This window comes from Azospirillum lipoferum 4B, assembly GCF_000283655.1.
GTDB classification, from domain to species: Bacteria; Pseudomonadota; Alphaproteobacteria; order Azospirillales; family Azospirillaceae; genus Azospirillum; species Azospirillum lipoferum_C.
Window position 1 is genome coordinate 2,245,769 of record NC_016622.1, and the last position, 26,382, is coordinate 2,272,150.

Genomic DNA, 26,382 nt, shown 5'->3' on the forward strand with positions numbered 1-26,382 from the left:
AGAAGGCGGCCGGACGGGGATCCCAACCGCTGCCGGGCATGCCGCCGCCACCGAATGCGAACCCGGCAGGTCCGAAGGCGAAGGGGGCCGCAGCCGCCATCCCCTGCCCCATCATCTGGAACATCCGGGCCATCATGTCCGCCATCTCAGGATCGGTGGCGCCCGCCGTCCATTGGTCCTGCCACAGGTCCAGGTAGCGGCGCGCCAGCGATTCATAGGAAGGCGGATCGGAGGGGGGGTCTGGTTGCGACGGGTCGGCCATGGGCGGATTATAAGGGCTGCAAGGGTGGATTGACCAGCGCGGCATGGCTCCCCACCTGTCCTTCCGGGTATCGTCGGAGGCTGTCCGGGTGCGTCTCTCCTCGCCGTCCGTGCCGCGCTTCGCACCGCAACCGCGGCGCTATGCCGCGGCGCAACGCTGGACAAATTGCTATCCCTTCGAGTAGTCCTAAGGACGGAACAATTTCCGCCGCAATGTCCCCGTATTCTGGAACATGATGGTTCTGGAATGTGTCCCTTCTTGAAAGAGTCCGCGATGGCCGACAAGGAAGACCAGAAGTCCGCTCCGATCACGATCAAGAAGTACGCCAACCGGCGGCTCTACAACACCGCCACCAGCAGCTATGTCACGCTGGACCATCTCTGCCAGATGGTGAAGGACGGGCTGGACTTCGTGGTCTATGACGCCAAGACGGGGGAGGACATCACCCGCTCCGTCCTGACCCAGATCATCGTGGAGGAGGAGAGCAAGGGCCAGAACCTGCTGCCCATCAGCTTCCTGCGCCAGCTGATCGGCTTCTACGGCGACAACATGCAGTCGGTCGTGCCGCGCTATCTGGAATATTCGATGCAGGCCTTCTCCCGCAATCAGGAGCAGATGCGCGACTATTTCCAGAACACGCTGGGCGGCATGTTCCCGTTCGGCCGCCTGGACGAGGTCAGCAAGCAGAACATGGCGATGTTCGAACGGGCCATGCGGATGTTCACGCCCTTCGGCGTCGCCGGCGCTTCGGACGACGTCGCCGGCCAGCGTCCGGCCGCCCAGCCCGGACCCGCCCCCACCGCTCCGGCGGCCGGCGCCACCTTCGACGAGCTGCAGAAGCAGATCGACGAACTGCAGAAGCAGATCGCCAGCATCGCCAAGCCGGCAGGCAAGACGGACGCGAAGTAACCGGTCCTCATAAGGTTCCGAATGACGGTCAGCACGGAAGGCGGGGGCATACCCCGCCTTTTTCATTGCGCCGGCCGGATCGGGCGCGCAGGCTTTGGCCCGCGCATGAATTGAATCGCGCATGGATCGGATCGCGCAGAATCGAACTCGATTCGAAGCGTGACTCCGATCGCCGAACTCCAGAGGGCGCCTTCTCGTCCACGGCGCCGGTCCGGCGGCTTTGCCGCGTGGGTTCGGCCCGTCCAACCGTCAGGAGGGAACCGACCATGACCACCGAACTGACCGTCTCCATCACCCTGGCCAGCGACGATCCGCGGGAGGTTTCCCGTTTCGAGGACATGCTGCGCAGCTGGCTCGACCATCAGCCGGGCGTGGCCGGGCTGGCCATCGCCGACCGCGGCAACGATCTGGCGACCGAGAACATCTGGCGCGCCGCCCGCAAGGCCACCTTCGGCCCGGCGCTGAAGAACCCCTTCGCGCCCTGACGGGCCGATTCCAGAAGCGATCAGCCCCTGAACAGGTGCGGGACCATCGCCCAATCCGGGCCGCCGCCAAGGCCAAGCCGCGGATCGGACAATTCCCGCACCCCCATGCCCAGGCATTTGTCGCCGACGATCCAGGCATGCAGGACGGCGCGGGTATCCTCCTCGCGGAAGCAGGACGGGGTTTCCAGCCACACCGCCCCATGGGCAGCCACGTCGCCGCCGATCTCCGGCCCGTCGTCGGCGATCACGGCGCCATGGTCGATAACGCGGGTCGGCGCACCGTCCAGCCCGTGGAAGGCCCGCACCGTCACCCTCTCCGCCCCGTCGATGCCGCTGGGGTCCAGGGCCGCGCGGCACAGATTGGGGTGGCGCGGATACAGCGAGGACAGCACCGCCAGCAGGCCGTGGTTCGACCACAGCCAGCACCACAGCGGTGACAGCACGCTCATGCCGCTGCTGCGCAGCCGCTGCAGGAACCCGTCGTCGGCCAGCCCGTCCCAGGGATAGAGCTTCGCCAGCCAGGAGATCGCCTGCCCCTCGTCGTCGATGAAGCGCCGGCCGTCCCAGGCGATGGAATGCAGCGGCAGCAGCCGGGTGTCGATGCCGGCCTCCGCCGCGGTGGCGGCCAGATAGACCAGTTCGCCCTCGCGCATCGGGTCGGGGGTGGCGCAGGTCGCATGCATGCGGCCTCGGCCGGGCACCCCCGCCGCCATCTCCTCCCACCGCTCGACCAGCGCCTCGTGCAGGCCGTTGAACTGGTTGGCGTCGGGGGCCATCGCCTCGCGCCAGTTGCGCTGGATGATGGAGGCGGCGAACAGCCCCTCGCCGGTGTCGTAGTTGCAGCCCAGCAGCTTGATGCTGTCGCGCCCGTCATAGGCCAGCGTCAGCCGGCCGGCGAGCCCGCCCGCCCGCTCGTTGCGCCGCCCGCCGGCCCAGTAATCGGCCCAGGACGCCTCCAGCATCCGCGCCAGATCGCCGCGGATGCCGAGTGCGGCGAACAGCTTGTGCTCCACCACATGGCGCACGGCGACGGCGATCATGCTGTGCAGTTCGTCCGCGACGCTTTCGATCAGATCGATCTGCGAGGCGCTGAACTCATAGACGGTGTCCTCCCGCCAGCCGGCACCGGCCGACATGGCGCGCACACCATAGGGATATTTGCGGAGACCCGGGCGCCAGTCGGCCCGCGGTTTCATCGTCGTCCTGCGCATGCCTGTTCCGATCCCCTGCGTATCAGGACCGGGAGGCCGGACGGCACGCGGCGGCGAAGGTCCGGCGCATGGAGGAGATGACGGGCGGCAGGCTGGTCAACTGTCCATTGGGCAACGCACTACTCCGGGGGAGGCCAATCCGAGGAAGACGCTGATGCTCGCGACGCAATTGCTGCGGCGCAAGCACGGCCTTGCGTATGTAACCCGCCCCGCCACGGCGCGCCAGCGCGCATCCGCGATAGCTCCCCCCGATCGGACGGGCAGCGGAAACGGAATGGACCGCCGCGACGCAGGGCCGCAGCGGTCCATTCCCGCAGTTTTCAAAATGGCAACTGGAAAAGCGCGATCAGACGAGACCGACCGAAGGACGCCGGGTGAGCGACCGCATCGCCCACAGCGCCAGACGGCCGCGCCGCGGCTTCATCACCACCGCCGGCCGGATCGGTGCCGCCGCAAGCGCAGGCACCAGAGCCGGCAAGTCGTCGCGCCCGCCGCTGCCGAGGCGCCGGATACGGCGGGCGGCCAGAACGATGCGCAGCACCTCTTCTTCGGACACGGCACGGCGGGCCAGGCCGGCGGCGAGGCTCGCCGCCTCGCACAGGGCCGCCCGTTCGGCCAAAAGCCCGGTCAGGCCCTTGGCAGCCGCCGTCAATGCAGCTTCATCGTAAAGGGCGAGGACAAGCGTCCTCAACCCGTGTTCCATCCGTGTGGACATGGCGGGCGCTCCGGAAAAAACGGAATGGCGTGCGGATCGGATGCCGGTGGATCGGCAGACGAGATTATCCGTGCGCGGCACCCGTTCGGCCATGCGCCCCAAGGTGGTAACACCGTGACCGCGGCTCCGTGATGCTGGAAAGCCACAGTCGGTAAACCGAAAAATTTCTGGATATGTCGGGAACAGTCCGCTCCGACTGGCGGGAAGAAATGGTGGAGCCAAGGAGGATCGAACTCCTGACCTCTACAATGCCATTGTAGCGCTCTCCCAGCTGAGCTATGGCCCCACTATATTTTCTTCTCTTAACCAACACTTTGGGTGTTGGTGCGCTTGGAGGGAGTCGAACCCCCACGGCCTTTCAGCCACTAGGACCTGAACCTAGCGCGTCTACCAGTTCCGCCACAAGCGCATCCCGCGTTTCTTGGGGTCACGCGGGGCGCTCTATGTACCCAGGCCGGCCGCCGCGCTCAAGAGGAAAATTGCAATCGCGCGAAAGTTTTTCCGGGGGTGGAGATGACGTGTGGATGTGTCGGCGCATTGCCCCCTCCCTTCCCATGCGGTCGCATGGGCCCCTTCCCTCCCCCGCCTTTGGCGGTGGAGGGACAGGAAGCGGCAGTCCCCTCTCCCGCCCAGCTCTCGCACAAAGCTACGCTTTGTGCTGACGCGGCAGGCGGACCGAAGGTCCGCTGAGAGCGGGGGAGGGCTAGGGAGGGGGCATAATGCGCGGCCCTACTCCGCCGGCTTGATCGCGTAGAAGCGATAAACCCGCACGCCGGCCTCGATGGCGGCAACGCGGCGGGCCCAGAGCTCGACCTCCTCCATCACCGCCAGCTTGGTGGGGACGTCGAGCTGGAACCTTTCCAGATGCTCGACCAGCCCCTGGATGGCTGACAGGATCAGGCCGCGGTGGGTGTCGGTGATGTCCTCGGCGATGCGGAGGTCGAGGTTGCGCTGGGCGAAGGCGTTGGCCATGCGGTCCTTGGGCCACAGGTTCGGCGTCAGCGGTTCCTTGTCGCACCAGGTCTGCACCGCCTTGGCGTCCATCACGTCCGCCTCGGCGATGTAGTCGGTGATCAGCAGATGGCCGCGCGGCTTCAGCGCCAGCTCCATCCCGTCGAACATCTGCTCCTTGTCGCGGACGAAGAACAGGCCTTCCTTGTAGACGATGGCGTCGACGCGCTTGGGATAGCCGAAATGCTCGGGGTTGAAGGTCTCGACCGGCGCCTTCTTCTCCAGCCCCAGCTTGAAGGAACGGACCATCCCTTCCTTCGCCAGCAGTTCCGACGCCTCCAGCCCGGTGACCCAGCAGCCGTATTTGCCGGCCATGGTGCGGCTGGTTCCGCCCAGCCCGGCGGCAAGGTCCAGAACGCTCATCGCCGGGTTCAAGCCCAGCGGCTTGACCAGATAGGGGATATGATCGGCGCCGCCGGGCGTGTTGAAGCCCTCGCCCCACATCTTCTCCGCCACCTCGATGCGGGTGGCCGTCCACAGCGGCTTGCCCCAGCGGTTCATGCCGGGACCGGGGCCGGGGCCGGAATTCGACGGCTGCTGCTCCGCCGGCGCCTGCTGCGGTTCGTCGCCCTTCCTGGTCTTCAGGCCCGACAGGTCATAGCCTTCCCACCAGGCGTAAAGCCGGGTCTTCAGGCTCGGTCCGTGCCCGGACGATCCGTTGTTGTCCGTCATCGCCGTCGTCCATCCCATCGGCCGATCGACGCCTCCGGCGCCGCCGGCATCATCCCGTTCGGCGCCACGCGGCGCATCATCCTTGCGGTTGTTCCGTGACACTGAAACACACCATCCGCAAGAATCCTTCCCGCCTCAGGTTAGACTGACGCTAATTGCATGCAAGTGGAAAAATTTCCCTGCTGTAACGCCGCCCTTGGGGCGTCAGCGCGCCGCCTTGGCCGGCGCCGGGCTCGAGTCCGGAAGGGAGGCCATGCGCGTGCCCGCCGCATTCAGCACCGGGGCGCAGGCGGCGGGCATCTTGCGGACCACCCGCGGTTCCGGCTTGTAGCCCAGCGGCCGCTCGATGGCGGGGGAGGCGCTGCTCAGCCAGGACATCAACTCGTCATCGCAGCCGTCGCCGTCGGGCGGGGCCGTCTGCTGCTCGCACAGCGGGCTGCCGGCCGGGCAGTTCAGGCGGATGTGCATATGGCCGTCATGGCCGTGCCAGGGCCGCAGCTTGTTCAGGAAAGCACGGTCGGACCAGTTGCGCTGACACATCGCCAGCTTGATCGCCGGGCTGACGAAGATGCGGGAAACCCGCGCGTCGCTGGCGGCGATCTGGACCATCTTCGCCTGCCGGTCCGACCAGTCCTCGGTCACGCGCATCCGGTCGTAATCGACATACTTGATCTCCTCCAGCCGCTCGCGACCGGCACGCCCCATCGGCGGCAGGTCCAGCCGCAGCCAGACATCGGCGTCCAGCCCGATCTGGTGGCTGGCATGCCCCGACGGCATCGGGCCGCCGCGCGCCTGCCCCATGTCACCGATCAGCGCGGTGCCCAGCCCGGCGAGCGCCACACGCTGGCCGAAATCACGGAGCATGTCGACCAGCACCGGATGGCCGTAGTTGCGCTTGCGCGACAGGCGGATGACCTGATAGCCGACCCCCTCCGGCGGCAGGGCGCGGGCGCCGGCGACACATCCCGCGGCATAACCGCCGATGGACTGCGCCGCCCCCAGCGACGGACCGGACACCGCGCCCCAGGCGACGCTGGTGGCATAGGCCGGGATCGGCGCCGGCTTCTTCTTCCGCTGCTTGGCGTCGGCACCACCGGACGCCAGCAGGGCGACAGCCAGCCCGGCGCACGCGACACCCCTGAAGGCACGCCCCCCGAAAGCGCGAAATCCCATATCCGTTCCCCGCATCGCCACCAGTACCGCCGTCGGCACCGCCCCCAAGCACCGTCACCGTTACGGCTATAGCGGAGTCGTGGTTAAGGAATGATGGAGGAGGCCTCCGGGCCGCACAACCGGACGGTCAGGCGCCGGTCCGGTCCATCCGGGGTGAGCCCCTTGGCCGAAGCTGCGGCTTGCGGCGCTCAGTCCAGCGTCTGGCGATAGCGTCTCAGCGCCACCACCGTCACCACCGTCAGGAACAGGAGAAGCGCCAGCACCTCCGCCGCGATCTCCGCCAGCCCGTTCCCCTTCAGCAGGATGCCGCGGACGATGCGCAGGAAATGGGTCAGCGGCAGCAACTCCCCCACCGCCTGCGCCCAGCCGGGCATGCCGCGGAACGGAAACATGAAGCCCGACAGCAGCATCGACGGCAGGAAGAAGAAGAAGGACATCTGCATCGCCTGCAGCTGATTGCGCGCCAGCGTGGAAAAGGTGAAGCCGACGGCGAGGTTGGCGGCGATGAAGAGAATCAGCACGGCGGACAGCAGGCCGAGGCTGCCGACGATCGGCACGTCGAACATCAGCCGCGCCGCCACCACGATCAGCAGCACCTGGACATAGCCGACGGCGACGAAGGGCACGATCTTGCCCAGCATCACCTCGAACGGGCGCACCGGCATGGCCAGCAGGTTCTCCATGGTCCCGCGCTCCCGCTCGCGGGTGACGGCCAGGGCCGTCATCATCACCATGGTCATGGTCAGCACCACGCCCATCAGGCCGGGCACGACATTGTATTGGGTGATGCCCTCCGGGTTGTAGCGGCGGTGGATACGCAGTTCCACCGGGTCCGGCCCGGCGCGCAAGCCCGTCAGCGGTCCGGTCAGGTCGGGGTTCAGCGCCTGCCGGGCGATGGTGGACAGGGCCGACAGCGCGTTGCCGGTCGCTGCCGGATCGGTCGCATCCGCCTCCACCAGCAGAACCGGGCGGGTGCCGCGCTGCAGGTCGCGGGCGAAGCCGGTGGGAATGGTGACGGCGAATTGCACCTCCCCCTCCGCCAGCAGCCGGTCGATCTCGGCCTCCGACGACGCGGTCCGGGTGATGGCGAAATAGCGGGAGTTCTCCATCGCCGCGACGAGCGTGCGGGCGAAGGGGCTGGAATCGGCGACCAGCACCGCCGTCGGCAGCGCCTTGGGGTCGGAGTTGATGGCGAAGCCGAACAGGATCAGTTGCAGGATCGGCACCCCCACCATCATGGCGAAGGTCAGCCGGTCGCGCCGCATCTGGATGAATTCCTTCACCATCACCGCCATCAGACGGCCCGCCGATATCCGCGCCATCGCACCGCCCCGCCGGTTGGGTGTGGGAGAGAGGGTAGCGCGGTCGAGTGAAGGCGTCGATGCCCCCTCCCTTCCCATGCTCCGCATGGCCCCCTTCCCTCCCCCGCCCTCGGCCGACCAATGGCCGGTCCGATCGCGGTAGAGGGAGTGATTTGAACCCGGCGGCAGTCCCCTCTCCCGCCCAGCGGGGGAGGGTTAGGGAGGGGGCATCGGAGCCGACAGCCCCCTACAGTGCCAAATCCGCCCGGTCGAACTGCAGCGCCGCCAGCCTTGCATAGAGTCCGCCCTGCGCCACCAGTTCGGCATGGGTGCCGGTCTCCACCACGCGGCCCTTGTCCATCACCACGATGCGGTCGGCGTTGAGCACCGTCGCCAGCCGGTGGGCGACGATCAGGGTGGTGCGGCCATGCATCAGCCGGTCGAGCGCGTCCTGCACCATCCGCTCGCTCTCGGCATCGAGCGCGCTGGTCGCCTCGTCCAGCAGCAGGACCGGCGGGTCGCGCAGGATGGCGCGGGCGATGGCGAGGCGCTGGCGCTGGCCGCCCGACAGCCGCACGCCCTTCTCGCCCAGGAAGGTGCCGAGCCCCTCCGGCAGAGCGTCGAGAAAGTCCAGCGCATGGGCGGCCTCGGCGGCGGCGCGCACCTCGGCGTCCGACGCGTCGGGGCGGCCGTAGCGGATGTTCTCCCAGGCATTGGCGGAGAAGACCACCGGGTCCTGCGCCACGAGGCCCAGCCGGCGCCGCACCGCCACCGGATCGGCATCGCGGAGTTCGACGCCATCGAGTCGCACCGAACCGGCCTGCGGGTCGTAATAGCGCAGCAGAAGCTGGAACACCGTCGACTTGCCGGCCCCCGACGGGCCGACCAGCGCCACCCGCTCGCCCGGCCTCACGTCCAGCGAAAAGCCCTCCAGCGCTGCCCAGTCGGGGCGCGAGGGGTAATGGAAGCGGACGGCGTCGAAGGACAGCGCCCCCGCCGCCGGGCTGGGCAGCGGCTTGGGCGCGGGCGGCGGGCGGATGTCCGACTCGATGGCCAGCAGGCCGAACAGCCGCTCGGTCGCACCGGCGGCGCGCTGCAGGTCGCCGATCACCTCGCTGATGGCGCCGACCGAACCGGCCACCACCACCGAATAGATGACGAAGGCCGACAGCTCGCCCGGCGTCAGCCGCCCGGCCACCACGTCATGGCCGCCGATCCACAGGATGATGCCGACAGCGCCGAACACCAGGACGATGACGATCACCGTCATCAGCGCCCGCACCCGAACGCGGCGGATGGCGACGTCGAACGCCTCCTCCACCCGCTTGCCGAACAGAGCGCGGTCGATGGCCTCGTGGGTGTAGGCCTGGACCGTGCGGATGGCGGCCAGCGTCTCCTCGACGAAGGATCCCACATCGGCGATGCGGTCCTGGCTGTCGCGCGACAGCTTGCGCACCCGGCGACCGAAGAACACGATGGGCGCGACCACCAGCGGAACCACCAGCGCCACCAGCCCGGTCAGCTTGGGCGAGGTGATCAGCAGCATGCCGGTGCCGCCCAGGAACAGCAGGGTGTTGCGCAGGGCGATGGAGGCCGACGACCCGACCACCACCTGCAGCAACGTGGTGTCGGTGGTCAGGCGCGACAGGATCTCGCCGGTCTTGGTCGTTTCGAAGAAGCCCGGCGACAGGGTCAGCACATGGTCGTAGACGGCGCGCCGGATGTCGGCAACCACCCGCTCGCCGATCCAGCTGACCAGATAGAAGCGCCCATAGGTGGAGGCCGCCATCAGCGCGATCACCCCCAGCAGCACCAGCAGCGCCCGGTCGAGCAGCGAGGTGTCGCCGCCGGCAAAGCCCTGATCGATCAGCACCCGCATGCCCTGGCCCAGCCCCAGCACGGTGCCGGCCGCCACCGTCAGCGCCACCATCGCACCCAGGATGCGCCATTTGTAAGGAAGCAGGAACGGCACCAGCCGGCGCAGGGGCGACAGATCGCGACGACGCTCCATCGCCTTCGGATCGACGGACTCGGAGGATTGGGACACGGAGGGAACCGGGCTGCTTGGAAGGGTGGTTGCCATATAGCAATGCGGCCGTGACGCGGCAAGCAGCCCGCCCCCGTCGGGCCCCGGCCAAGCCCCGCTTTCAGGATCGGACCGGCGCGGTTGGCCGGCGCCAGGACGGCCGGCGGGCGATGGTCAAGGCCCGAAGCACCCATTCGACTGGACCATAGGCGAAGCGTCCCAGCCACCAGCGGCTCCAGACGAGCTGTGCCGCGAACAGCGACAGGGCAATCCCGCAACAGGCCGCCGGCGGCAGCCGCCCAATCAGGCCGGCGCCATAGCCGGTGAACAGCAGGGCGCAGACCAGCGACTGGCTCAGATAATTGGTAAGGGCCATCCTGCCGGCCGGCGCCAGCCATCCAGCGACGATCCGCCCCCTTTCCGTCTGGAAACCGAGCAGAATCGCCGTGCCATAGGCAGCGCTCAGCATCGGCGCCGTCAGCAAGCTCACCCCCAGCCCGATAGCCTCGCCCCCGGCGTCTCCCACACTGCGGACCAGCCACTCCTTGGCCAGCATTCCCGGCAGGCCGATCAGCAGGCCCAGCCATAGGATGCGGCGGAACAGCCGGCCGTGGCGTTGCACCGAACGCAGCAGTTCCCGCCGGCCGGCGACGAATCCCAGCAGGAACATCGCCAGGGCTGACGGCGCCTGGATCGCCAGCAAGGCCACCCAGACCTGGGTCAGATCATCCCACCGCCGGGCGATGATGGTCAGCGGATCGCCGCGATAGTCCCGCTGGGCAGCGAGAGCCTCGGCGACGACGGCCGCCCGGTCGATGGTCCCGCCGGCCCACCATTGCAAAAGCCCCAGCGCCAGCCAGAGGCAGCCGCCGATCCCGATCAGCCATACGGCGACCCTCAGCGCCCGCGAGTCGCTTCCACCCCGCATCGCCAGCAGGACCAACCCCAGCAGGGCATAGATCGTCAGGATGTCGCCATGGAACAGCAGCACGCCATGGGCAAGGCCAATCACCAGCAACCCCGCCTGCCGCCGCAGCATCCGGCCGGTCAGCGGCTCCCCCGCCCGTTCGGCGGCGGCCATCTGCAGGGTGAAGCTGTATCCGAACAGAAAGGAGAACAGCAGGTAGAACTTCATCTCCGCCAGTGCGGAGACCAGCAGGCGGATCAGCCGGTCCCCCAGCGCCTGGAACGCCGGATCGGCGACGCCGGTGCCGTAGACGGCCGAGGCGAATGCCTGGATGTTGACGATCAGAATGCCGAACAGAGCAGCACCGCGCAGCGCGTCGACATCGGCGATGCGATGGACAGCCGCAACGGGAGCGGGCGAAACCGGATCGCTCATGGCGCAACCGTCCCTGCGGCCGGCGCCAGAAAGCGCATCACCAGCCGATGGACCATCGCGCCCTGGTCCTGGGGGCGGAAGGCGGAGTCGAGCGACACCCGGTTGAACAGGCCATCGACCACCGCCCCGATCCAGACCGCCGCCGCCGCCGGATCGAGCGCCGAATCGATCGCCCCGGATGCGGCGGCATCGGCGAGCAGATCGCGCAGGGCGCCTTGCAGAATACCGTCGCCGCGCGCCACCCGGGCCGCAACCGCCGGATCACGGGAAGCCTCGGCCGAAATCTCCAGCGCCAACCGGACATAGGCTCTGTCGGCCGCGAGATCGAGAATCAGGTCCAGGAAGCGGGACAGGCCGTCCAGCGGCTCCATCTCCCGCAGCCCGGCGAAGAGGGCGACGACCTCCTCCGCCTCGCGGTCGACGATCGCCACGATGATGGCCTGCTTGCTGGGGAAGTAATGGAACAGATTGCCGGAACTGATCCCGGCCGCCGCGCAGATGTCCGCGGTGCTGGTCCGGTGGAACCCCTTTTCGCTGAAACAGCGCGCGGCGGCGGCCATGATCGCCCCCCGCCGCGCCGCATGCCTGTCCGGATCGACCGTTCGCATTCCCTCTCCTTGACGCGCTGCAACGAGCGGCGCCTCATTAATAGATCGAGCACTCGGTTTATATACGAGCGGCGACCGTCCCGCAAGAGCAGGGCACGCGATGCGCCACCCTGAAACTCCCGATACGATCTGGAGACGGCATTCCGGAGGGGATTTTTTACCGGGATGGGCCAGATCGGCCTGGGATCGGGGTTGCATCGCGAGGGACGTTTTGGTATAGACGCCGCTCGCTTTGCAGGAACCCCGGCCATGAAGACTGACATCCATCCCGACTATCACGAGATCACCGTGGTCATGACCGACGGCAGCTCGTTCACGACCCGCTCCACCATGGGCAAGCCGGGCGACACGCTGCGTCTCGACATCGACCCGAAGTCGCACCCGGCCTGGACCGGCGTGCAGAAGCTGCTGGACACCGGCGGGCAGATCGCCAAGTTCAACAAGCGCTTCGCGAACTTCGGCCTCAAGAAGTAAGCGTTACCGCACTTCTATCCTGCCGATGCGAAAAGGGCGTCCGACCGGTTCGGACGCCCTTTTCGTTTGTGCGTGTCGTGAAGCCGCCTGTCCCGGGGCTCCTTTACCCCACCGCCGCCGCGGCCTCGCGCTCCACGTCGGCGCGAACCATCGCGTCGAGCCGATGGACGCGCATGTACAGGCTGTGGCTGCGCTCCAGCAGGCTGCGCAGGCCGGACGGCAGTTCCTCGTTGTCGGGACCGCTGGGATCGGAACAGATTTCGCCGCCGGACAGCGCGAAATCCTCGCTCGCCGCCTTCTCCTTCGTCATCTCGCCGGCATGCACGGCCTTCTGCGCCAGCAGCCAGGCCATCACCTGGGTCAGGCGGCTGGTGACCCGCATCGACTCGTAGGAGATCTGCAGGCGGACCTGCGGCGGCAGCTTCCGGTGTTCGGCCGCATCATGATAGGCGATGTAATTCCGCGCCTCGATCAAGAGGGCCATCGTCTCGTCATAGGGACCGTTGAAGAAGAAGGTATGCGAAGTCATGGTCGTCGGCCCCCTCCTGCGGACTTACGGCCCTAGCCTGAGCCTTGCCGCAACTGATTAACAATTGGTGACCGGGCGGCGACCGGCAACCCCAAGCGGGGATTGACCGGTCGTTGTGGCCCCGCCCTCTTGAACAGGGAAAAGCGTCGATTATCTCTCGCTCGTCCGGCGGATGCCCATACGGGGTCCGCCATCAACCGGCCCCTCGGGCCAGCCCTTGGAGGACCGACCGATGCAGTGGTCCTCGACGGCCGTATCGCTCTTTCGGAGGATATGTCATGCGCAGCTACGACCTTTCGCCGCTGTTCCGTTCCACCGTCGGTTTCGACCGCCTGTCGCGTCTGCTGGAGACCGCGACCACCGGTGACGAGGCGGCATCCTATCCGCCCTACAACATCGAAAAGCTGAGCGAGGATTCGTATCGGATCACCATGGCCGTCGCCGGCTTCGGGATCGACGACCTCGACATCGTCGCTCACCAGAACTCGTTGACCGTCACGGGTAAAGCTAAGAAGGACGAGCCGACCGGCCAATTCCTCTACCGGGGTATCGCCGGCCGCGCGTTCGAGCGCCGCTTTCAGATCGCCGACTTCATCAAGGTTACCGGCGCGTCTCTTCAGAACGGCCTTCTGCACATCGAGCTGGCACGCGAGGTACCCGAAGCGATGAAGCCGCGGAGCATTCCGATCGCCACCGCCGCCGGCAACGGCTCGGTGCAGGTCGAAGCGCCCGCTCCGGCTCCCGCGCTGACCCGGCAGGCCGCCTGACGCCTGACACGGTCCGTCCGCGCATGACGCGGACATGAATGCGGCGCCCCGGACGTTCCGGGGCGCCGTTTCCTTTACCGGCCGGTCCGGGTCAGGCGCGCGGAAAACTGTCCGGGGGCGCCAGCACCCACTCGGCATAGCCGGCGCGCAGCAGCTCATAGGCGGCGACCAGCCCGGCCGCCCCGGCATAGGCGGTGACCAGCACCTGTTCCGGCGACACCTGCGCCCCGAAGCCGATCAGCAGAGCGCCCAGGAACGGCCCACCCAGCAGGAAAGCCGCCAGCCACAGCGGTTCGGCCGACAGCCAGGCGCCGAGCACCGCGCGCGTCCGCTGCGACAGGCGCAGCAGCCCGCCGGCCTTGGCGTCCAGCGCTTCGAGGCTGCCGGCCCGCAACTCCGCCACCCGCCGGCCATCGGCATCGATGAAGACGACCTCCACCTTCATGCCATGGCGCCGGACCGCGGCCCGCACCGAGTCGCCGAGCCGCGTCTCCAGCAGAATGCTGTTGCCGCCCAGTGCGGGCAGCGCATCGCGCACCTCCTCCGGCGGTTCGCCCCACTCGCGGAGCGCCGCCAGAATGACGCGGGGATCGTCGCAGGGGATCGCATCCATATGGATCACCCGCCCCTGCGGAGCCTTCACCGTCAGGATCAGCACCTGCTCCACCGGATCATGCATGCCCTCCACCCGCAGACCGCCCTCGGCCACATAGGAGAAGCGCAGGCACCCATCATGGCGGCTGAGCGTGTTCATGGCGGCGGTGCCCTTCCGGTCGCGGTCGATGAGATAACCAACAAACCAACCGGGAGAACGGCCATCGCGATCGCGCGGCGAAAAAGGGGAGGCTCGACCGGTCGAAGCCGGACCGCGGGAGGAGGAGGAAGGGGTCGCCCGCCGCTCCGGAATGCCGTTCTTTCGGCTGGCTTTCCCGGTGGCAATCGGGGATTTTCACCCCCTGCGGGCGGAAGGCCCTGGACATCGCACGTCTACGGACGTGCCGGACCGAAGAAAAGCCAAGCGGGGAAACGCGATGGACAATGCTGTCGAGACCTATCTGCGCCGGATGGCGGAGATCCGCGGAACCGGCGCGGCGACAGGCGAGACCTCCTATTACGGCGCCCTCGAAACCCTGCTCAACGACATCGGCCGGACCCTGAAGCCCAAGGTCATGTGCAACGGCCAGATCCGCAACCAGGGCGCGGGGCATCCCGATTTCGGCCTGTACACGCAGGAGCAGTGCGCCAAGGGAGAGCCGAAGAAGGGCCAGGGCGAGACGCCGGAACGCGGGGTCATCGAGGTGAAGGCGGCCAGTGACGACAGCTGGCAGACCGCCGACGGCGATCAGGTGTCGAAGTACTGGAAACGCTACGGCCTTGTCCTGGTCACCAACTACCGTCAGTTCGTCATCCTGGGCACCGATGACCACGGACAGCCGGCGAAGCTGGAAAGCTTTTCGCTGTTCGACACCGACGTCGCCTTCTGGGAAGCGACGCGCAAACCCCGAACGGTCACCGCGGAACAGCGGACGCGCTTGGTCGAGTTCCTGCGCCGGGCGCTGCTGCTCAAGGCGCCGATCACCACCGCCCGCGATCTGGCATGGCTGCTCGCCTCCTACGCGCGCGAAGCGCTGGCGCGGGTGGAGGCGGCGGACCTGCCCGCTCTGGCCACCCTGCAGACCGCGCTGGAACAGGCGCTGGGGATGAAGTTCGAGGGTCCGAAGGGTGCCCATTTCTTCCGCTCGACCCTGGTGCAGACCCTGTTCTACGGCGTGTTCTCCGCCTGGGTGATGTGGTCGCGCCAGCAGCCGCCGGGAAGCAAGGCGGTGTTCGACTGGAAAAGCGCCGGCTGGTCGCTGCATGTCCCGATGGTGCGGAACCTCTACGACCAGGTGGCGCAACCGACCCGCCTGGGACCGCTTGGGCTGACGGAGGTGCTGAACTGGACGGGGGACGCGCTGAACCGGGTGGATCGCCCGGCCTTCTTCTCCGCCTTCGATGCCGGACACGCCGTCCAGTATTTCTACGAGCCGTTCCTGGCCGCCTTCGACCCGGATTTGCGCAAGGATCTCGGCGTCTGGTACACGCCGCCGGAAGTCGTCACCTATATGGTCGAGCGGGTGGACCGGGTGTTGCGCAGCGAACTCGGCATCAAGGCCGGGCTGGCCGACCCCGACGTCTATGTGCTGGATCCCTGCTGCGGCACCGGCTCCTTCGTCATCGCAGTGCTCGACAAGATCAAGGCGAATCTCGCCGGGTCCGGGGCGCTGATGGCGCTGCGGCTGAAGGAGGCGGCGACCAAACGGGTGTTCGGCTTCGAGATCATGCCGGCTCCCTTCGTCATCGCCCATTGGCAGATCGGATTCTTCCTTTCCGCGCTCGACGTACCGCTGGACGGCGAGTCGGGGGAACGTGCCGCCGTCTACCTCACCAACGCCCTGACCGGTTGGGAGCCGCCGGCCGAGCCGAAGACCCGCCTGCTGTTCCCCGAACTGGAGGCGGAGCGTGACGCCGCCGACCATGTGAAGCGGAAGGTGCCGATCCTCGTCATTCTCGGCAACCCGCCCTACAACGCCTATGCCGGCATCAGCCCGCCGGGCGAGGACGGGCTGGTCGCTCCCTACAAGGAGGGGCTGGCGAAGGTTTGGGGCATCCGCAAATTCAATCTCGACGACCTGTATGTCCGGTTCCTGCGGATCGCCGAACGCCAGATCGGCGAGCGGGCCGACCGGGGCGTCGTCTGCTACATCACCAACCATTCCTATATCGGCGATCCCTCCTATGTCGTCGCCCGCCAGCGGCTGCTGACCGGCTTCGACCGCGTCTGGATCGACGGGCTGAACGGCGACAGCCGCGAAACCGGAAAGCTGACGCCGGACGGCAAGCCGGACCCGTCGATCTTCTCGACCGAGTTCAACCGCGAAGGCATCCGCGCCGGCACGGCGGTCGGCCTGTTCGTCCGCACCGCCCGGCACGAGCCGCCCGCCGTCCGCTACCGCGATTTCTGGGGAACCGCGAAACGGGAGGAACTGGCCGCCAGCCTGACTGCCGAATCCTTCGACGACGCCTACAGCATCGCGACACCGGATGCGGCCAACCGCTTTTCCTTCCGTCCCGCCGCCGCGTTCGGCGATTACGACCAGTGGCCGCGTTTAAATGAACTATGCATGATCGAACCGATCAGTGGACTGCTTGAGATGAGGCAATGGGCACTCATTGATATTGATCAAGCTAAACTCGCTGATCGGATGAAGAAATACTTTGATAAAAACCTGTCCTGGGAAACAGTCAGATCCAACAATTTTGGTCCCGTAGAAAATGCAGGAGCGTTCAATGCGAAGAGGTCAAGGGAGCTGGCCATAGAAAAAGAAACTTACCAATCTGACAGAATAAAAAGAATATCTATGTTCCCGTTTGATAATCGCTGGGCTTACGTTACAGATATCGCTGGATTATGGAATAGATCGCGCCCCGCGCTCACCATGCACCTTAGAGAGCGCAATTTTTCTATTGTCACTCGAATTGCAGGACGCAAGCCAGATGAAAATATTCCCGCGACTACAACAAGTGTTCTTCCAAACTACCATCTGCTTGACCCGAACTCAAAAGCAATACCAAACCGTATTTATGCAGGAAGTCATGATGAGAAGGACCTAAATCTATTTTCATCTTCTCAATCAGGCAGCAGCTCAACAGCCAACCTGTCCCCCCGCGCCCGCGCCTATCTGGCCGGACTTGGCACGGCGGACCCGGACAAGGATGAGGCTGCGGGTTCCCTGCTCTGGCACCATGCGCTGGCCGTGACCTTCTCGCCCGCCTACCTGTCCGACCATGGCGAGGCGGTGCGTCGCGACTGGCCGCGCGTGCCCCTGCCCGCCGACAAGGCGGCGCTGGAGGCGTCGGCGGCGCTGGGCGCGCGGCTGGCGAGCCTGCTCGACACCGAAACGGCGGTGGACGGTGTGGACGGCTTCCCGCTCGACCCGCTCTACACGCCCTTCGGCGTGGTCAGCCGGACCGGCGGCGGTGTATTGCGGGAGACCGATCTCGCCGTGACCGCCGGCTGGGGACGGTCCGACACCAACGGCGTCATGCCGGGCCGCGGCAGGCTGACCGCCCGGACCGCTTACGAACCCGCCGTCGATTCGGCGATCCGCAAGGCGCTGGCGAACGCGGCCCTGCCCGCCACCCTGCTGGACCGGCTCGGTCCGCCGGTCGATGTGTATCTGAACGACGCCGCCTATTGGGCGAATGTCCCGACCGCCGTGTGGGAATACCGCATCGGCGGCTATCAGGTGGTCAAGAAGTGGCTGTCCTACCGGGAGCGCTCCGTTCTCGGCCGCACTCTGACGATGGACGAGGTCGAATACGTCACGGGCATGGTCCGCCGCCTGACCGCCATCGTCATGCTGGAGCCGGCGCTCGACGCCAGTTACCGCAGGATCGCCGCCGATGCTTTCGCCTGGGGGGAGGTGCTCTGAGACGATCCGGGGCGGCCCTCCGCCGCCCCACCCGGCTTTCCTCCGACGCCGCACCGAAAGGGGCGGATGCGTCAAGGCATGCTAAAAGTCCGGCTTCAAGGCATTTCCGCCTCGACCGGACTGGATAACTTCTGGATTATCCTGGGAATTCGCTTACTCTTCCAATCCTGTGGAAGAGAATGGCGGATGGGGGGAGATTCGAACTCCCGATACCCGTGAGGGTATGCCGCATTTCGAGTGCGGTGCATTCAACCGCTCTGCCACCCATCCGCTGCCCCGTTTGGCGGGGTGGGCGGAACCTATATAAACGCCTTCGGGCGTGCAAGCCTTTTTTGCAGAAAAATGCGAAGGCGTTGGCCCGCATCCCTGTTGACTCTCGGGCCACCTTGAGTATAGATCGTCGCTCCCATGAACGGGCTTGCGCATCGAACGGTGGGCGAGAAGCCCGCCGTTTGTTTTGACATAGGCAGTGACGACAATGTTTGCAGTGATCCGCACCGGCGGCAAGCAGTACAAGGTCGCCAATGGCGACGTGATCCGTGTTGAGAAGCTCGAGGCCGATGCTGGCGCCTCCATCACGCTCGATGACGTGCTGATGGTCGGCGACGCAGGCAACACCACCATCGGCACCCCGACCGTGGCCGGCGCCTCGGTTGTCGCCGAGGTCGTCGCCCAGGATCGCGGCCCGAAGATCATCGTCTTCAAGAAGAAGCGCCGCCAGAACTATCGCCGCAAGAACGGCCACCGCCAGGACCTGACCGTCCTGCGCATCACCGGCATCAACGGCGCGGCCTGATCCGGGTCCTCCGGTCTGGCTTCCAGGCGCATCTTCAGTTTAGGAGCAACACCCCATGGCACACAAAAAGGCAGGCGGCTCGTCCCGCAACGGCCGTGACTCCGCCGGCCGCCGTCTCGGCGTGAAGCGTTTCGGTGGCGAGAACGTCATCTCCGGCAACATCATCGTCCGTCAGCGTGGCACGAAGTTCCACCCGGGCGAGAATGTCGGCATCGGCCGCGACCACACCCTGTTCGCGATGGCCGATGGCCAGGTTTACTTCAAGCACAGCTCGAACGGCCGCACTTTCGTGAACGTCGTTCCGGCCAACGACCAGGAAGTTCCGGCCGTCGCTGCCGAGTGATCGGGCCGAGTAACCTCTAAGGTCGTTGCGCGGCCTGTGTCGCAGGCCTGCACGCTTGTGGGATAAGATCGGGGGACCGGGCGACCGGCTCCCCGATTTTCGTTTTGAGTCCGGTACCGTCCCGCTGCCGGTTTCCCTTCCGTTTACGGGCAAGGTCCCCCGATGAAGTTTCTCGATCAAGCCAAGGTCTTCCTGAAGAGCGGTGACGGCGGTCCCGGCGCCGTGGCGTTCCGGCGCGAGAAGTTCATCGAGTTCGGCGGTCCCGACGGCGGCGACGGCGGACGGGGCGGGGACGTGATCATCGAGGCGGCGGACGGCCTGAACACGCTGATCGACTACCGCTACAAGCAGCATTTCAAGGCGCAACGCGGCCATCACGGCATGGGCAGCAACCGCAACGGCGCGCGCGGCGAGGATGTCGTCCTGCGCGTTCCGGTCGGAACCCAGATCCTGGACGAGAACCAGGAAACCGTGCTGTGCGACCTGACCGAGGCCGGCCAGCGCCGCGTCTTCCTGCGCGGCGGCGACGGCGGGCACGGCAACGCCCACTTCAAGACGCCGACCAACCGGGCGCCGCGCAAGTTCCACCCCGGCTGGCCGGGGCAGGAGCAGTGGGTGTGGCTGCGGCTGAAGCTGATCGCCGATGCCGGCCTGCTGGGCCTGCCCAATGCCGGCAAATCGACCTTCCTGGCGGCGACCACCGCGGCCAAGCCGAAGATCGCCGATTACCCCTTCACCACGCTGGCTCCCAACCTGGGCGTCGTCCGCGCCGGCGACGAAGAGTTCGTCATCGCCGACATCCCCGGCCTGATCGAGGGCGCGCATGAGGGTCATGGGCTGGGCGACCGTTTCCTCGGTCACGTCGAACGCTCGCGCATCCTGCTGCACCTGATCGACGGCACGGCCGACGACGTCGTCGCCTCCTACCGCACGATCCGGAACGAGCTGGAGGCCTATGGCGGCAACCTCGCCGACAAGCCGGAGGTGATCGGGCTGAACAAGTCCGACGCCCTGCTTGACGAGGAGATCGAGGAGAAGAAGAAGGCGCTGGAGGAGGCCTCCGGCGCCGAGGTGATGGTGCTGTCCGGCGTCACCGGCGACGGTGTGAAGCAGGTGCTGTACCGCCTGCTGACGGTCATCAAGGAGTCGAAGGCGGAAGACCCCGAGGTCATCAACGCCCCCGCCACCCGCTCCATCCCGCGCCCGCCGGTCGGCCAGAAGCTGCCCGACGACGGCGAGATGCAGTGGGACGACGAAACCGGCGAATGGGTCGGCGGCGAGGACGGCGACCTTGAGAACGGGGATTTCGAGGAGGATGACCTCGAAGAGGGTGGCCTCGAAGAAGGCGAGGAACTGGACGGCGAAGAGGACGAGGGCCTTGACGGCGATGAGCCGGAGGGCGAAGAGGACGGCTCGGACGACGATACGGACGGAACCTCCCGCCATGGCGCTTGACGCCCCTACCCTTCTCGAATCCCGCCGGCTGGTCGTGAAGATCGGCTCGGCCCTTCTGGTCGATGGTGAAACCCGGCAAATCCGCCGGGACTGGCTCGACGCGCTGGCCGACGACGTCGCCGCCTGCCGCAAGCGCGGACAGGAGGTGGTGATCGTCACCTCCGGCGCCGTCGCCTGCGGGCGGGAGCATCTCGGCCTCGTCGGCCGGGCGCTGAAGCTGGAGGAGAAGCAGGCCGCCGCCGCCACCGGCCAGATCCGCCTTGCCCACGCCTATCAGGAAACGCTGGCCCGCCACGACGTCACCGTCGCCCAGGTGCTGGTGACCCTGGAGGACACGGAAGAACGTCGGCGCCACCTGAACGCCCGCAACACCATCGATACCCTGCTGAAGTTGGGCGCCGTTCCCGTCATCAACGAGAACGACACGGTCGCTACCGCGGAAATCCGTTTCGGCGACAATGACCGGCTGGCCGCCCGCGTGGCGCAGATGGTCAGCGCCGACACGCTGGTTCTGCTGTCGGACATCGACGGCCTCTACACAGCCGACCCGCGCAAGGACCCGGACGCGCGCCACATCCCCACCGTGCGCGAACTGACGCCGGAGATCGAGGGCATGGCCGGCGAGCCGCCCCCCGGCTACAGCAGCGGCGGCATGGTGACCAAGATCGCCGCGGCGCGCGTCGCCCTGTCGGCCGGCTGCCGCATGGTCATCGCCAAGGGCAAGCGCATGAACCCGCTGGCGGCGCTGGAACAGCGGCCGGAGGATGGCGGTGCGCTCTGCACCTGGTTCCTGCCCTCGGCCGAACCCACCAGCGCCCGCAAGGCCTGGATCGCCGGCCATGTCAACGCCACGGGCGTGCTGGTGGTCGATGACGGCGCCATGCGCGCCCTGTCCCACGGCGCCAGCCTGCTGCCGGCCGGCGTCACCGCCGTGCAGGGCGAATTCGACCGCGGCGACGTGGTGATCGTCCGCACCCAGGAAGGGCGCGAGGTCGCTCGCGGCTTGGTCGCCTACAGCGCCGACGACGCCCGCAAGATCCTGCGCCACAAGAGCACCGAGATTCCGGAGATCCTGGGCTATCGGGGACGCGACGAGATGATCCACCGCGACGATCTGGTGGTGCGGTGACCGGCATGGTCAGTCACCCGATCCGTGCCGTCCTGTGGGACATCGACGGCACGCTGATGGACAGCGAGCCCTGGCACCAGCAGATCACTGTCGAGGTCTGCCGCGGCTACGGCCATGAGCTGAGCGACGAGGATTGCCGGTCGATGCACGGCGTGGCGTTCCGCGAGATCTACGCCGCCCTGCACGCCCGCCGCCCCTTCCCCATCGACCTGCACGCCTGGGCCGACGAGATCAACGCCCAGTATGTCGCCAGCGTCCACCACGTCCGCCCGCGCGAGGGCGCCTTCGCCCTGGTGGAGGCCTTCGCCGCCCGCGGGCTGGCGCAGGCCTGCGTGTCGAACGGCGGGCGCATGATCGTCGACGCCAACATGCGCGCCATGTCGATCCCGCATTTCCGCTTCAGCATCGCCCGCGAGGACGTCGCCAACGGCAAGCCCCATCCGGAGCCCTACCTGCTGGCCGCGAAGATGCTTGGCCTGCCGCCGGAAGCCTGCGCGGTGATCGAGGACAGCCCCACCGGCGCCCGCAGCGCCAAGGCCGCCGGCATGCTGACCATCGCCTGGCCCCAGCACCCCGCCGTGGTGTTCGACGCCGTCGACCATCTGGTGGAGGATCCGGGGTCGCTGGATTGGGACGCGCTTTGCGGGTGAGGATGACGGGGAGCCGATGAACGCTGCTCCCCGCGTCCGTTACTTCTGGATGTTGACCACCGCCGACACCGGGGCCAGCGCGATGCCACGGTCGGCCAGCGCCGTCAGCCAAAGATTGAGCCGCTCGATCGTCGTCGGGTAGGGGGAAGCGAAGCCGACCGCCGCACCGTTGGTCTTGGCAAGCTCCTCCAACTCGCGCAGCTGGTCGTCGATGGCGCCGCGCGACAGGTCGCGGTCGATGACGCGGTCGCCCAGCGCCCGCGGCACGCCGGCCAGATTGGCAAGCGGACCGGCCACGCTCTTGGGATTGATCCGCGAATCGACCAGCAGCAGGCCGCGCGCCTTCAGCGCATCGATCACCGGCTGCATCGCCGCCGGGTTGGCGGTGAATTTGCTGCCGGTGGTGCTGGTGATGCCGACATAGCCCACCGCCTTGCCCAGCGACCATTCCAGCCGTTCCATATTGCGGTCGGGGCCGAGCATGGTCAGCAGCGCATTGGGGCCGGGATCGTCCCGCGGATAGTTCAACGGCTCCATCGGCACCGACAGCATCACCTCGTGCCCCTTGGTGCGGGCACGCTCGACCCAGTCGTCCAGCCGCTCGGCATAGGGCAGGAAGGCCAGCGTGATGCCGGGCGGCAGCTTCGCCAGCGCATTGCCGGTGGTGACGCCGCTGAGTCCCAGGTCCGACATGACGATGGCGACGCGCGGGCGCTTGTCGGTCGCCGGGAAAGGCCGGGCATAGACCTGCCAGGGCTTGCGCCCGTCCTGGGCGATGCGCGGCAGCGGGCCGTTGCGGCTGTCCTCCACCAGCCCCGGCACCGGCGCCGGGACCAGCGTCACCGCCGCCGCCTGGGCGCCCGGCAAGGGCAAGGGCGCGGCGTCGGTCGGCAAGGGCGTTGCCGGGGCGACGACCTTCGGCTCCGGCTTCGGCGGGGGCGGCAGCGGGGCGACCGCCATCGTGGCCGAGGGGATGGACGCCTGCCACGCCTCCCGTGTCGAGTCGGCATTCAGCGCCAGCCAGCCGCCCAGCCCGGCATAGCCGACCGCCACCAGGGCAGCCGCCCCCAGAAGCGGTTTGGACAACTGGATGCGAGGCACCGCCCCGCCGGGGAAGCGACGCAGCCAGCCGAGCCCGGGGCGGAAGCCCCGGACATCGAACCGCAGACGACCGAGCAGAGCGGGAACCTTCACCGTCGCCAGCCCCGGTCAGCGCGCCGCGGCGCGCTGCTGGAACAGGGCGACGCCGCGAAGCAGATCCAGCGCGCGGGCGAGCTGGAAGTCGAAGGGCGGCTCGGCCCCCTCCGCCGCTGCACCATCGGCCGGCGCAGCCCCCGGCGCGGGAGCGGCACCGGGAGCTGCCGGAGCCGCACCGGCCCCCGGCGCAGGAGCCGCCGGATTCGGGGCGGCGGGAGTGCCGGGCGCCGCCGGGTTGGTGGTGGCCGGACGCGGCGTCTTGCTGGCGTCGGGATTGACCAGCGCGCCCTTCAGGTCGGCCTCGCGGCGGCGGACGATGTTCTTGTCCAGATCCTCCACCTTGGCGACATGCACCTCGATGTCCGGGGTGATGCCCAGCTGCTGGATCGAACGGCCGGCCGGCGTGTAGTAGCGCGCCGTGGTCAGCCGCATGGCGCCATGGCCGGGCAGCGGAATGATGGTCTGCACCGATCCCTTGCCGAAGCTCTGGGTGCCCATGATGATCGCGCGCTTGTGGTCCTGCAGCGCGCCGGCGACGATTTCCGAGGCCGAGGCCGAGCCGCCGTTGATCAGCACCACCATCGGCATGCCCTTGATCAGGTCGCCCGGCTTGGCGTTGAAGCGGGTGCCCTCCTCCGCGCGCCGGCCGCGGGTCGACACGATCTCGCCCTTGTCCAGGAAGGTATCGGACACCGACACCGCCTGGTCGAGCAGGCCGCCCGGATTGTTGCGCAGGTCGAGCACGAAGCCCTTCAGCTTGTCGCCCAACTGCTGCTGGATGGAGGAGATCGCCTTCTCCAGCCCGCTCTGCGTCTGTTCGTTGAAGCTGGTGACGCGGATGTAGCCGATGTCGCCCTCGGTGCGGTAGCGGACCGACTGCACCTTGATGACGGCACGGGTCAGCGACACGGTGAAGGGCTCGCCCGCCTCGCCGCGGCGGACGGTGACCTTCAGTTCGCTGCCCACGGGCCCGCGCATCTTCTCCACCGCCTCGTTCAGGCTGAGGCCCATCACCGCCTCGCCGTTCAGCTGGACGATCAGGTCGCCCGGCTGCAGGCCGGCGCGGAAGGCCGGGGTGTCGTCGATGGGCGACACGACCTTCACCAGGCCGTTCTCCATCGTCACCTCGATGCCCAGCCCGCCGAACTCGCCGCGGGTCTGGACCTGCATGTCCTGGAAGCTTTTCTTGTTCAGATAGCTCGAATGCGGGTCGAGCGAGGTCAGCATCCCGTTGATCGCCGATTCGATCAGCTGTTCATCGGTGACCGGTTCGACATATTCGGCGCGGACGCGCTCGAAGACGTCGCCGAACAGGTTCAGCTGCCGGTAGGTGTCCGACGAATTGCTGGACTGAGCGGTGACGGTGGCGACGCCGGCGCCCAGAAACACCAGAGCAGCCGCCGTGGCGGCGCGCTTGATCATCCTCATCTACCCTTGTCCTTTCCCCTCCGGGGCGCCGAACCCGCGTTGCGGATTGATCGGCTGGCCGTTTCGTCGCAGCTCGAAATAGAGATCCGGATTGCCGTCCGGCGGCATGACCGCCAGCGGTTCCCCGCCGGCCACCTTACGCCCGACAGCCGTGTCGATCCGGCCCAAACCCGCAATCAAACTATGATATCCGTTGCCGTGTTCCACGATCAAGATAAGGCCATACCCCTTGAAGGGGCCGGCGAACACGATCATGCCACCGCGCGGCGCCACCACGGCGGCCCCGCCGCGGGTCTGGACCGTCACGCCGCGGCTGGTCGCGCCAAAGCGGTCGGCCTCGCCGAAGCGGGTGGTCAGCTTTCCGGCGGCGGGCAGCACCATGCCGGCGACCGCCGGAGGACCATCCGGCGCCCTTGCGGCCAGTTCGCGCTCGCGTGCCGCTTCCTTCGCGGCTTCGTCCTTCGCGCGCCTTTCCTCGGCGGCCTTCTGTTCGGCGATCTTCTGCTCGGCGGCGCGCAGTTCGGCCAGCTTGCGTTCGGCCTCCTTGCGCTCCGCCTCCTTCTGGGCGGCAAGGCGCCGCTCGGCCTCGCGCTTCTCCGCTTCGCGCTTGGCCGCTTCCCGGCGCTCCGCCTCGCGCCGTTCGGCCTCGCGGCGAGCGGCGGCCTCGGCGGCAGCGCGGCGTTCGGCCTCGATCCGCTCCATCAACTGGCGCAGGTCGGTGGCTTGGCCCGACAGCTCCGCCATGCGCTGTCCGACCTGGACGCGCTCCTCCTCGGTCTGGCGCGACAGCTCCTCGCGCCGGGCGATCAGGCGGTTCATCTCGCCCTGCTTCTCGGCCAGCGCCACCCGCGCCGCCAACGCCTTGGAGCGCTGATCGACCAGTTTGCCGCGGGTGTCGGCCAGCGCGGTCAACGCCTGCGCCAGCGCATCGGCCCGCGCCTTCAGCGCCGGCACGGCGTCGCGCAGCAGCAGGGCGGAGCGCAAGGTGTCGACCGGACTTTCCGGCCGGGCCAGCGCCGCTTCCGGCGGGATGCGGGCCAACCGCTGCAGGGCGGCCAGCAGGGTGGCGATCTGCTGGCGTTCGTTGTCGAGCCCGGCGGACCGCTCGCGCTCCTCCGTTTCCAGGGCGGTGAGCGTCTCTTCCAGCTGGTCGAGCGCCTGTTCCTGCCCGCGCGCCTGATCGGCCAGCGCGATCAGGCGGCCGCGCAGGTCGTCCAGTTCGGTCTGCAGGGCCTGGGATTGGCGTTCCAGCTGCTGCTGTCGCTGCTTGCCGGTCTGAAGCTGCTGCTCGACGCGCTTCAGCGTGTCCTTGGGGGCATCGTTCTGGGCATTCGCCGGCTGGGCGAGGATCAGGCCGGCGACGACCACGAAGCCGGCGAGGATACCCTCTCCCGCCCCGGATACCCTCTCCCCAGCGGATACCC

At 67.7% G+C, this 26,382-nt stretch carries 23 protein-coding genes and 3 tRNA genes; 10 read left to right on the plus strand and 16 right to left on the minus strand.

The genetic code is table 11. The annotated features are described in order from the left end of the window. The first annotated feature begins 535 nt into the window (after nt 1–535). Nucleotides 536–1,171, plus strand: coding sequence for a polyhydroxyalkanoate synthesis repressor PhaR (gene phaR / locus AZOLI_RS10375; protein ID WP_014248584.1), 636 nt, complete (start codon nt 536–538; stop codon nt 1,169–1,171). A 266-nt stretch (nt 1,172–1,437) separates the two neighbouring features. Beyond that, nucleotides 1,438–1,656 (plus strand): hypothetical protein, encoded by a 219-nt coding sequence (locus AZOLI_RS10380; protein WP_014248585.1) that lies wholly within the window; start codon nt 1,438–1,440, stop codon nt 1,654–1,656. 20 nt (nt 1,657–1,676) lie between these two features. Here the strand turns inward: AZOLI_RS10380 and AZOLI_RS10385 are convergent, their stop codons facing one another. The 10 genes from AZOLI_RS10385 to AZOLI_RS10430 all read right to left on the minus strand — a co-directional run bounded on the left by AZOLI_RS10385 (nt 1,677) and on the right by AZOLI_RS10430 (nt 11,715). Beyond that, on the minus strand, nt 1,677–2,867 hold the full coding sequence (locus tag AZOLI_RS10385; RefSeq protein WP_014248586.1) for a glutathionylspermidine synthase family protein: 1,191 nt from the start codon (nt 2,865–2,867) through the stop codon (nt 1,677–1,679). Nucleotides 2,868–3,213: 346 nt separating this feature from the next. Beyond that, a complete protein-coding gene (locus AZOLI_RS10390) occupies nt 3,214–3,582 on the minus strand; it encodes a hypothetical protein (RefSeq protein WP_014248587.1) in 369 nt (122 codons plus the stop codon). A gap of 210 nt (nt 3,583–3,792) precedes the next feature. Beyond that, a tRNA-Ala gene (locus AZOLI_RS10395) sits at nt 3,793–3,868 on the minus strand. Nucleotides 3,869–3,904: 36 nt separating this feature from the next. After that, nucleotides 3,905–3,991 (minus strand) — tRNA-Leu (locus tag AZOLI_RS10400). Nucleotides 3,992–4,311: 320 nt separating this feature from the next. After that, the gene (locus tag AZOLI_RS10405; protein WP_044550756.1) at nt 4,312–5,265 is read right to left on the minus strand and encodes a methyltransferase domain-containing protein; all 954 of its coding nucleotides are present in this window, start codon (nt 5,263–5,265) and stop codon (nt 4,312–4,314) included. 204 nt (nt 5,266–5,469) lie between these two features. Continuing rightward, the gene (mepA, locus tag AZOLI_RS10410; protein WP_244442469.1) at nt 5,470–6,438 is read right to left on the minus strand and encodes a penicillin-insensitive murein endopeptidase; all 969 of its coding nucleotides are present in this window, start codon (nt 6,436–6,438) and stop codon (nt 5,470–5,472) included. A gap of 188 nt (nt 6,439–6,626) precedes the next feature. Continuing rightward, the gene (locus AZOLI_RS10415; protein WP_014248591.1) at nt 6,627–7,760 is read right to left on the minus strand and encodes an ABC transporter permease; all 1,134 of its coding nucleotides are present in this window, start codon (nt 7,758–7,760) and stop codon (nt 6,627–6,629) included. 226 nt (nt 7,761–7,986) lie between these two features. Continuing rightward, nucleotides 7,987–9,750 (minus strand): ABC transporter transmembrane domain-containing protein, encoded by a 1,764-nt coding sequence (locus AZOLI_RS10420; RefSeq protein WP_044550016.1) that lies wholly within the window; start codon nt 9,748–9,750, stop codon nt 7,987–7,989. A 136-nt stretch (nt 9,751–9,886) separates the two neighbouring features. Beyond that, nucleotides 9,887–11,107 (minus strand): DUF418 domain-containing protein, encoded by a 1,221-nt coding sequence (locus AZOLI_RS10425; protein WP_014248593.1) that lies wholly within the window; start codon nt 11,105–11,107, stop codon nt 9,887–9,889. Then, a complete protein-coding gene (locus AZOLI_RS10430; RefSeq protein WP_014248594.1) occupies nt 11,104–11,715 on the minus strand; it encodes a TetR/AcrR family transcriptional regulator in 612 nt (203 codons plus the stop codon). Before AZOLI_RS10430 ends, AZOLI_RS10425 begins: the two co-directional genes overlap by 4 nt. Nucleotides 11,716–11,964: 249 nt before the next feature. On the opposite strand from AZOLI_RS10430, the gene rpmE reads away from it, so the two are divergent. After that, a complete protein-coding gene (rpmE, locus tag AZOLI_RS10435) occupies nt 11,965–12,189 on the plus strand; it encodes a 50S ribosomal protein L31 (protein ID WP_012974887.1) in 225 nt (74 codons plus the stop codon). 103 nt (nt 12,190–12,292) lie between these two features. Here rpmE and AZOLI_RS10440 read toward each other — a convergent pair whose 3' ends face one another. Next, nucleotides 12,293–12,718 carry a DUF1465 family protein gene (locus AZOLI_RS10440; protein WP_014248595.1) on the minus strand — a complete coding sequence of 142 codons (426 nt, stop codon included), beginning with the start codon at nt 12,716–12,718 and terminating at the stop codon, nt 12,293–12,295. 278 nt (nt 12,719–12,996) lie between these two features. Between AZOLI_RS10440 and AZOLI_RS10445 the strand changes: the two genes are divergently transcribed. After that, on the plus strand, nt 12,997–13,485 hold the full coding sequence (locus AZOLI_RS10445; RefSeq protein ID WP_014248596.1) for an Hsp20 family protein: 489 nt from the start codon (nt 12,997–12,999) through the stop codon (nt 13,483–13,485). A 91-nt stretch (nt 13,486–13,576) separates the two neighbouring features. On the opposite strand, the gene AZOLI_RS10450 is transcribed toward AZOLI_RS10445, so the two are convergent. Further along, on the minus strand, nt 13,577–14,239 hold the full coding sequence (locus tag AZOLI_RS10450; protein ID WP_014248597.1) for a hypothetical protein: 663 nt from the start codon (nt 14,237–14,239) through the stop codon (nt 13,577–13,579). Between the two features lie 277 nt (nt 14,240–14,516). Between AZOLI_RS10450 and AZOLI_RS10455 the strand changes: the two genes are divergently transcribed. Beyond that, complete coding sequence (locus tag AZOLI_RS10455; RefSeq protein WP_044550019.1) at nt 14,517–17,960, plus strand: type ISP restriction/modification enzyme; 3,444 nt, start codon at nt 14,517–14,519, stop codon at nt 17,958–17,960. A gap of 180 nt (nt 17,961–18,140) precedes the next feature. On the opposite strand, the gene AZOLI_RS10460 is transcribed toward AZOLI_RS10455, so the two are convergent. Then, nucleotides 18,141–18,230, minus strand: a tRNA-Ser gene (locus tag AZOLI_RS10460). 208 nt (nt 18,231–18,438) lie between these two features. Here AZOLI_RS10460 and rplU point away from each other — a divergent pair. From rplU to AZOLI_RS10485, 5 genes are all read left to right on the plus strand, one after another. Then, nucleotides 18,439–18,756 carry a 50S ribosomal protein L21 gene (gene rplU / locus AZOLI_RS10465; RefSeq protein WP_012974890.1) on the plus strand — a complete coding sequence of 106 codons (318 nt, stop codon included), beginning with the start codon at nt 18,439–18,441 and terminating at the stop codon, nt 18,754–18,756. A gap of 55 nt (nt 18,757–18,811) precedes the next feature. Beyond that, nucleotides 18,812–19,099 carry a 50S ribosomal protein L27 gene (gene rpmA / locus AZOLI_RS10470; protein ID WP_014248601.1) on the plus strand — a complete coding sequence of 96 codons (288 nt, stop codon included), beginning with the start codon at nt 18,812–18,814 and terminating at the stop codon, nt 19,097–19,099. 162 nt (nt 19,100–19,261) lie between these two features. Next, the gene (gene obgE, locus AZOLI_RS10475) at nt 19,262–20,554 is read left to right on the plus strand and encodes a GTPase ObgE (RefSeq protein WP_014248603.1); all 1,293 of its coding nucleotides are present in this window, start codon (nt 19,262–19,264) and stop codon (nt 20,552–20,554) included. Continuing rightward, entirely contained in the window at nt 20,544–21,683 is a 1,140-nt protein-coding gene (gene proB / locus AZOLI_RS10480; RefSeq protein ID WP_014248604.1) for a glutamate 5-kinase, read from the plus strand. Before obgE ends, proB begins: the two co-directional genes overlap by 11 nt. A gap of 5 nt (nt 21,684–21,688) precedes the next feature. Continuing rightward, complete coding sequence (locus tag AZOLI_RS10485; protein WP_044550759.1) at nt 21,689–22,333, plus strand: HAD family hydrolase; 645 nt, start codon at nt 21,689–21,691, stop codon at nt 22,331–22,333. A gap of 39 nt (nt 22,334–22,372) precedes the next feature. Here AZOLI_RS10485 and AZOLI_RS10490 read toward each other — a convergent pair whose 3' ends face one another. From AZOLI_RS10490 to AZOLI_RS10500, 3 genes are read right to left on the minus strand one after another with little or no spacing between them, the layout of a single operon-like run. Further along, on the minus strand, nt 22,373–23,527 hold the full coding sequence (locus tag AZOLI_RS10490) for a divergent polysaccharide deacetylase family protein (protein WP_014248606.1): 1,155 nt from the start codon (nt 23,525–23,527) through the stop codon (nt 22,373–22,375). Nucleotides 23,528–23,542: 15 nt separating this feature from the next. Then, nucleotides 23,543–24,958, minus strand: coding sequence for a S41 family peptidase (locus AZOLI_RS10495; protein WP_044550021.1), 1,416 nt, complete (start codon nt 24,956–24,958; stop codon nt 23,543–23,545). Further along, the gene (locus AZOLI_RS10500) at nt 24,959–26,326 is read right to left on the minus strand and encodes a murein hydrolase activator EnvC family protein (RefSeq protein ID WP_014248608.1); all 1,368 of its coding nucleotides are present in this window, start codon (nt 26,324–26,326) and stop codon (nt 24,959–24,961) included. Between the last annotated feature and the right edge of the window lie 56 nt (nt 26,327–26,382).

Bases quoted from the DNA above. Each gene is read 5' to 3' on its own strand.
- AZOLI_RS10420 (WP_044550016.1), bottom strand. From the start codon at position 9,750: ATGGAGCGTCGTCGCGATCTGTCGCCCCTGCGCCGGCTGGTGCCGTTC.
- AZOLI_RS10495 (WP_044550021.1), bottom strand. From the start codon at position 24,958: ATGAGGATGATCAAGCGCGCCGCCACGGCGGCTGCTCTGGTGTTTCTG.
- AZOLI_RS10485 (WP_044550759.1), top strand. From the start codon at position 21,689: ATGGTCAGTCACCCGATCCGTGCCGTCCTGTGGGACATCGACGGCACG.
- rplU (WP_012974890.1), top strand. From the start codon at position 18,439: ATGTTTGCAGTGATCCGCACCGGCGGCAAGCAGTACAAGGTCGCCAAT.
- AZOLI_RS10415 (WP_014248591.1), bottom strand. From the start codon at position 7,760: ATGGCGCGGATATCGGCGGGCCGTCTGATGGCGGTGATGGTGAAGGAA.
- AZOLI_RS10385 (WP_014248586.1), bottom strand. From the start codon at position 2,867: ATGCGCAGGACGACGATGAAACCGCGGGCCGACTGGCGCCCGGGTCTC.
- rpmA (WP_014248601.1), top strand. From the start codon at position 18,812: ATGGCACACAAAAAGGCAGGCGGCTCGTCCCGCAACGGCCGTGACTCC.
- AZOLI_RS10425 (WP_014248593.1), bottom strand. From the start codon at position 11,107: ATGAGCGATCCGGTTTCGCCCGCTCCCGTTGCGGCTGTCCATCGCATC.
- AZOLI_RS10445 (WP_014248596.1), top strand. From the start codon at position 12,997: ATGCGCAGCTACGACCTTTCGCCGCTGTTCCGTTCCACCGTCGGTTTC.
- obgE (WP_014248603.1), top strand. From the start codon at position 19,262: ATGAAGTTTCTCGATCAAGCCAAGGTCTTCCTGAAGAGCGGTGACGGC.
- AZOLI_RS10380 (WP_014248585.1), top strand. From the start codon at position 1,438: ATGACCACCGAACTGACCGTCTCCATCACCCTGGCCAGCGACGATCCG.
- AZOLI_RS10390 (WP_014248587.1), bottom strand. From the start codon at position 3,582: ATGTCCACACGGATGGAACACGGGTTGAGGACGCTTGTCCTCGCCCTT.
- AZOLI_RS10405 (WP_044550756.1), bottom strand. From the start codon at position 5,265: ATGACGGACAACAACGGATCGTCCGGGCACGGACCGAGCCTGAAGACC.
- rpmE (WP_012974887.1), top strand. From the start codon at position 11,965: ATGAAGACTGACATCCATCCCGACTATCACGAGATCACCGTGGTCATG.
- AZOLI_RS10440 (WP_014248595.1), bottom strand. From the start codon at position 12,718: ATGACTTCGCATACCTTCTTCTTCAACGGTCCCTATGACGAGACGATG.
- proB (WP_014248604.1), top strand. From the start codon at position 20,544: ATGGCGCTTGACGCCCCTACCCTTCTCGAATCCCGCCGGCTGGTCGTG.
- phaR (WP_014248584.1), top strand. From the start codon at position 536: ATGGCCGACAAGGAAGACCAGAAGTCCGCTCCGATCACGATCAAGAAG.
- AZOLI_RS10450 (WP_014248597.1), bottom strand. From the start codon at position 14,239: ATGAACACGCTCAGCCGCCATGATGGGTGCCTGCGCTTCTCCTATGTG.
- AZOLI_RS10430 (WP_014248594.1), bottom strand. From the start codon at position 11,715: ATGCGAACGGTCGATCCGGACAGGCATGCGGCGCGGCGGGGGGCGATC.
- mepA (WP_244442469.1), bottom strand. From the start codon at position 6,438: ATGGGATTTCGCGCTTTCGGGGGGCGTGCCTTCAGGGGTGTCGCGTGC.
- AZOLI_RS10455 (WP_044550019.1), top strand. From the start codon at position 14,517: ATGGACAATGCTGTCGAGACCTATCTGCGCCGGATGGCGGAGATCCGC.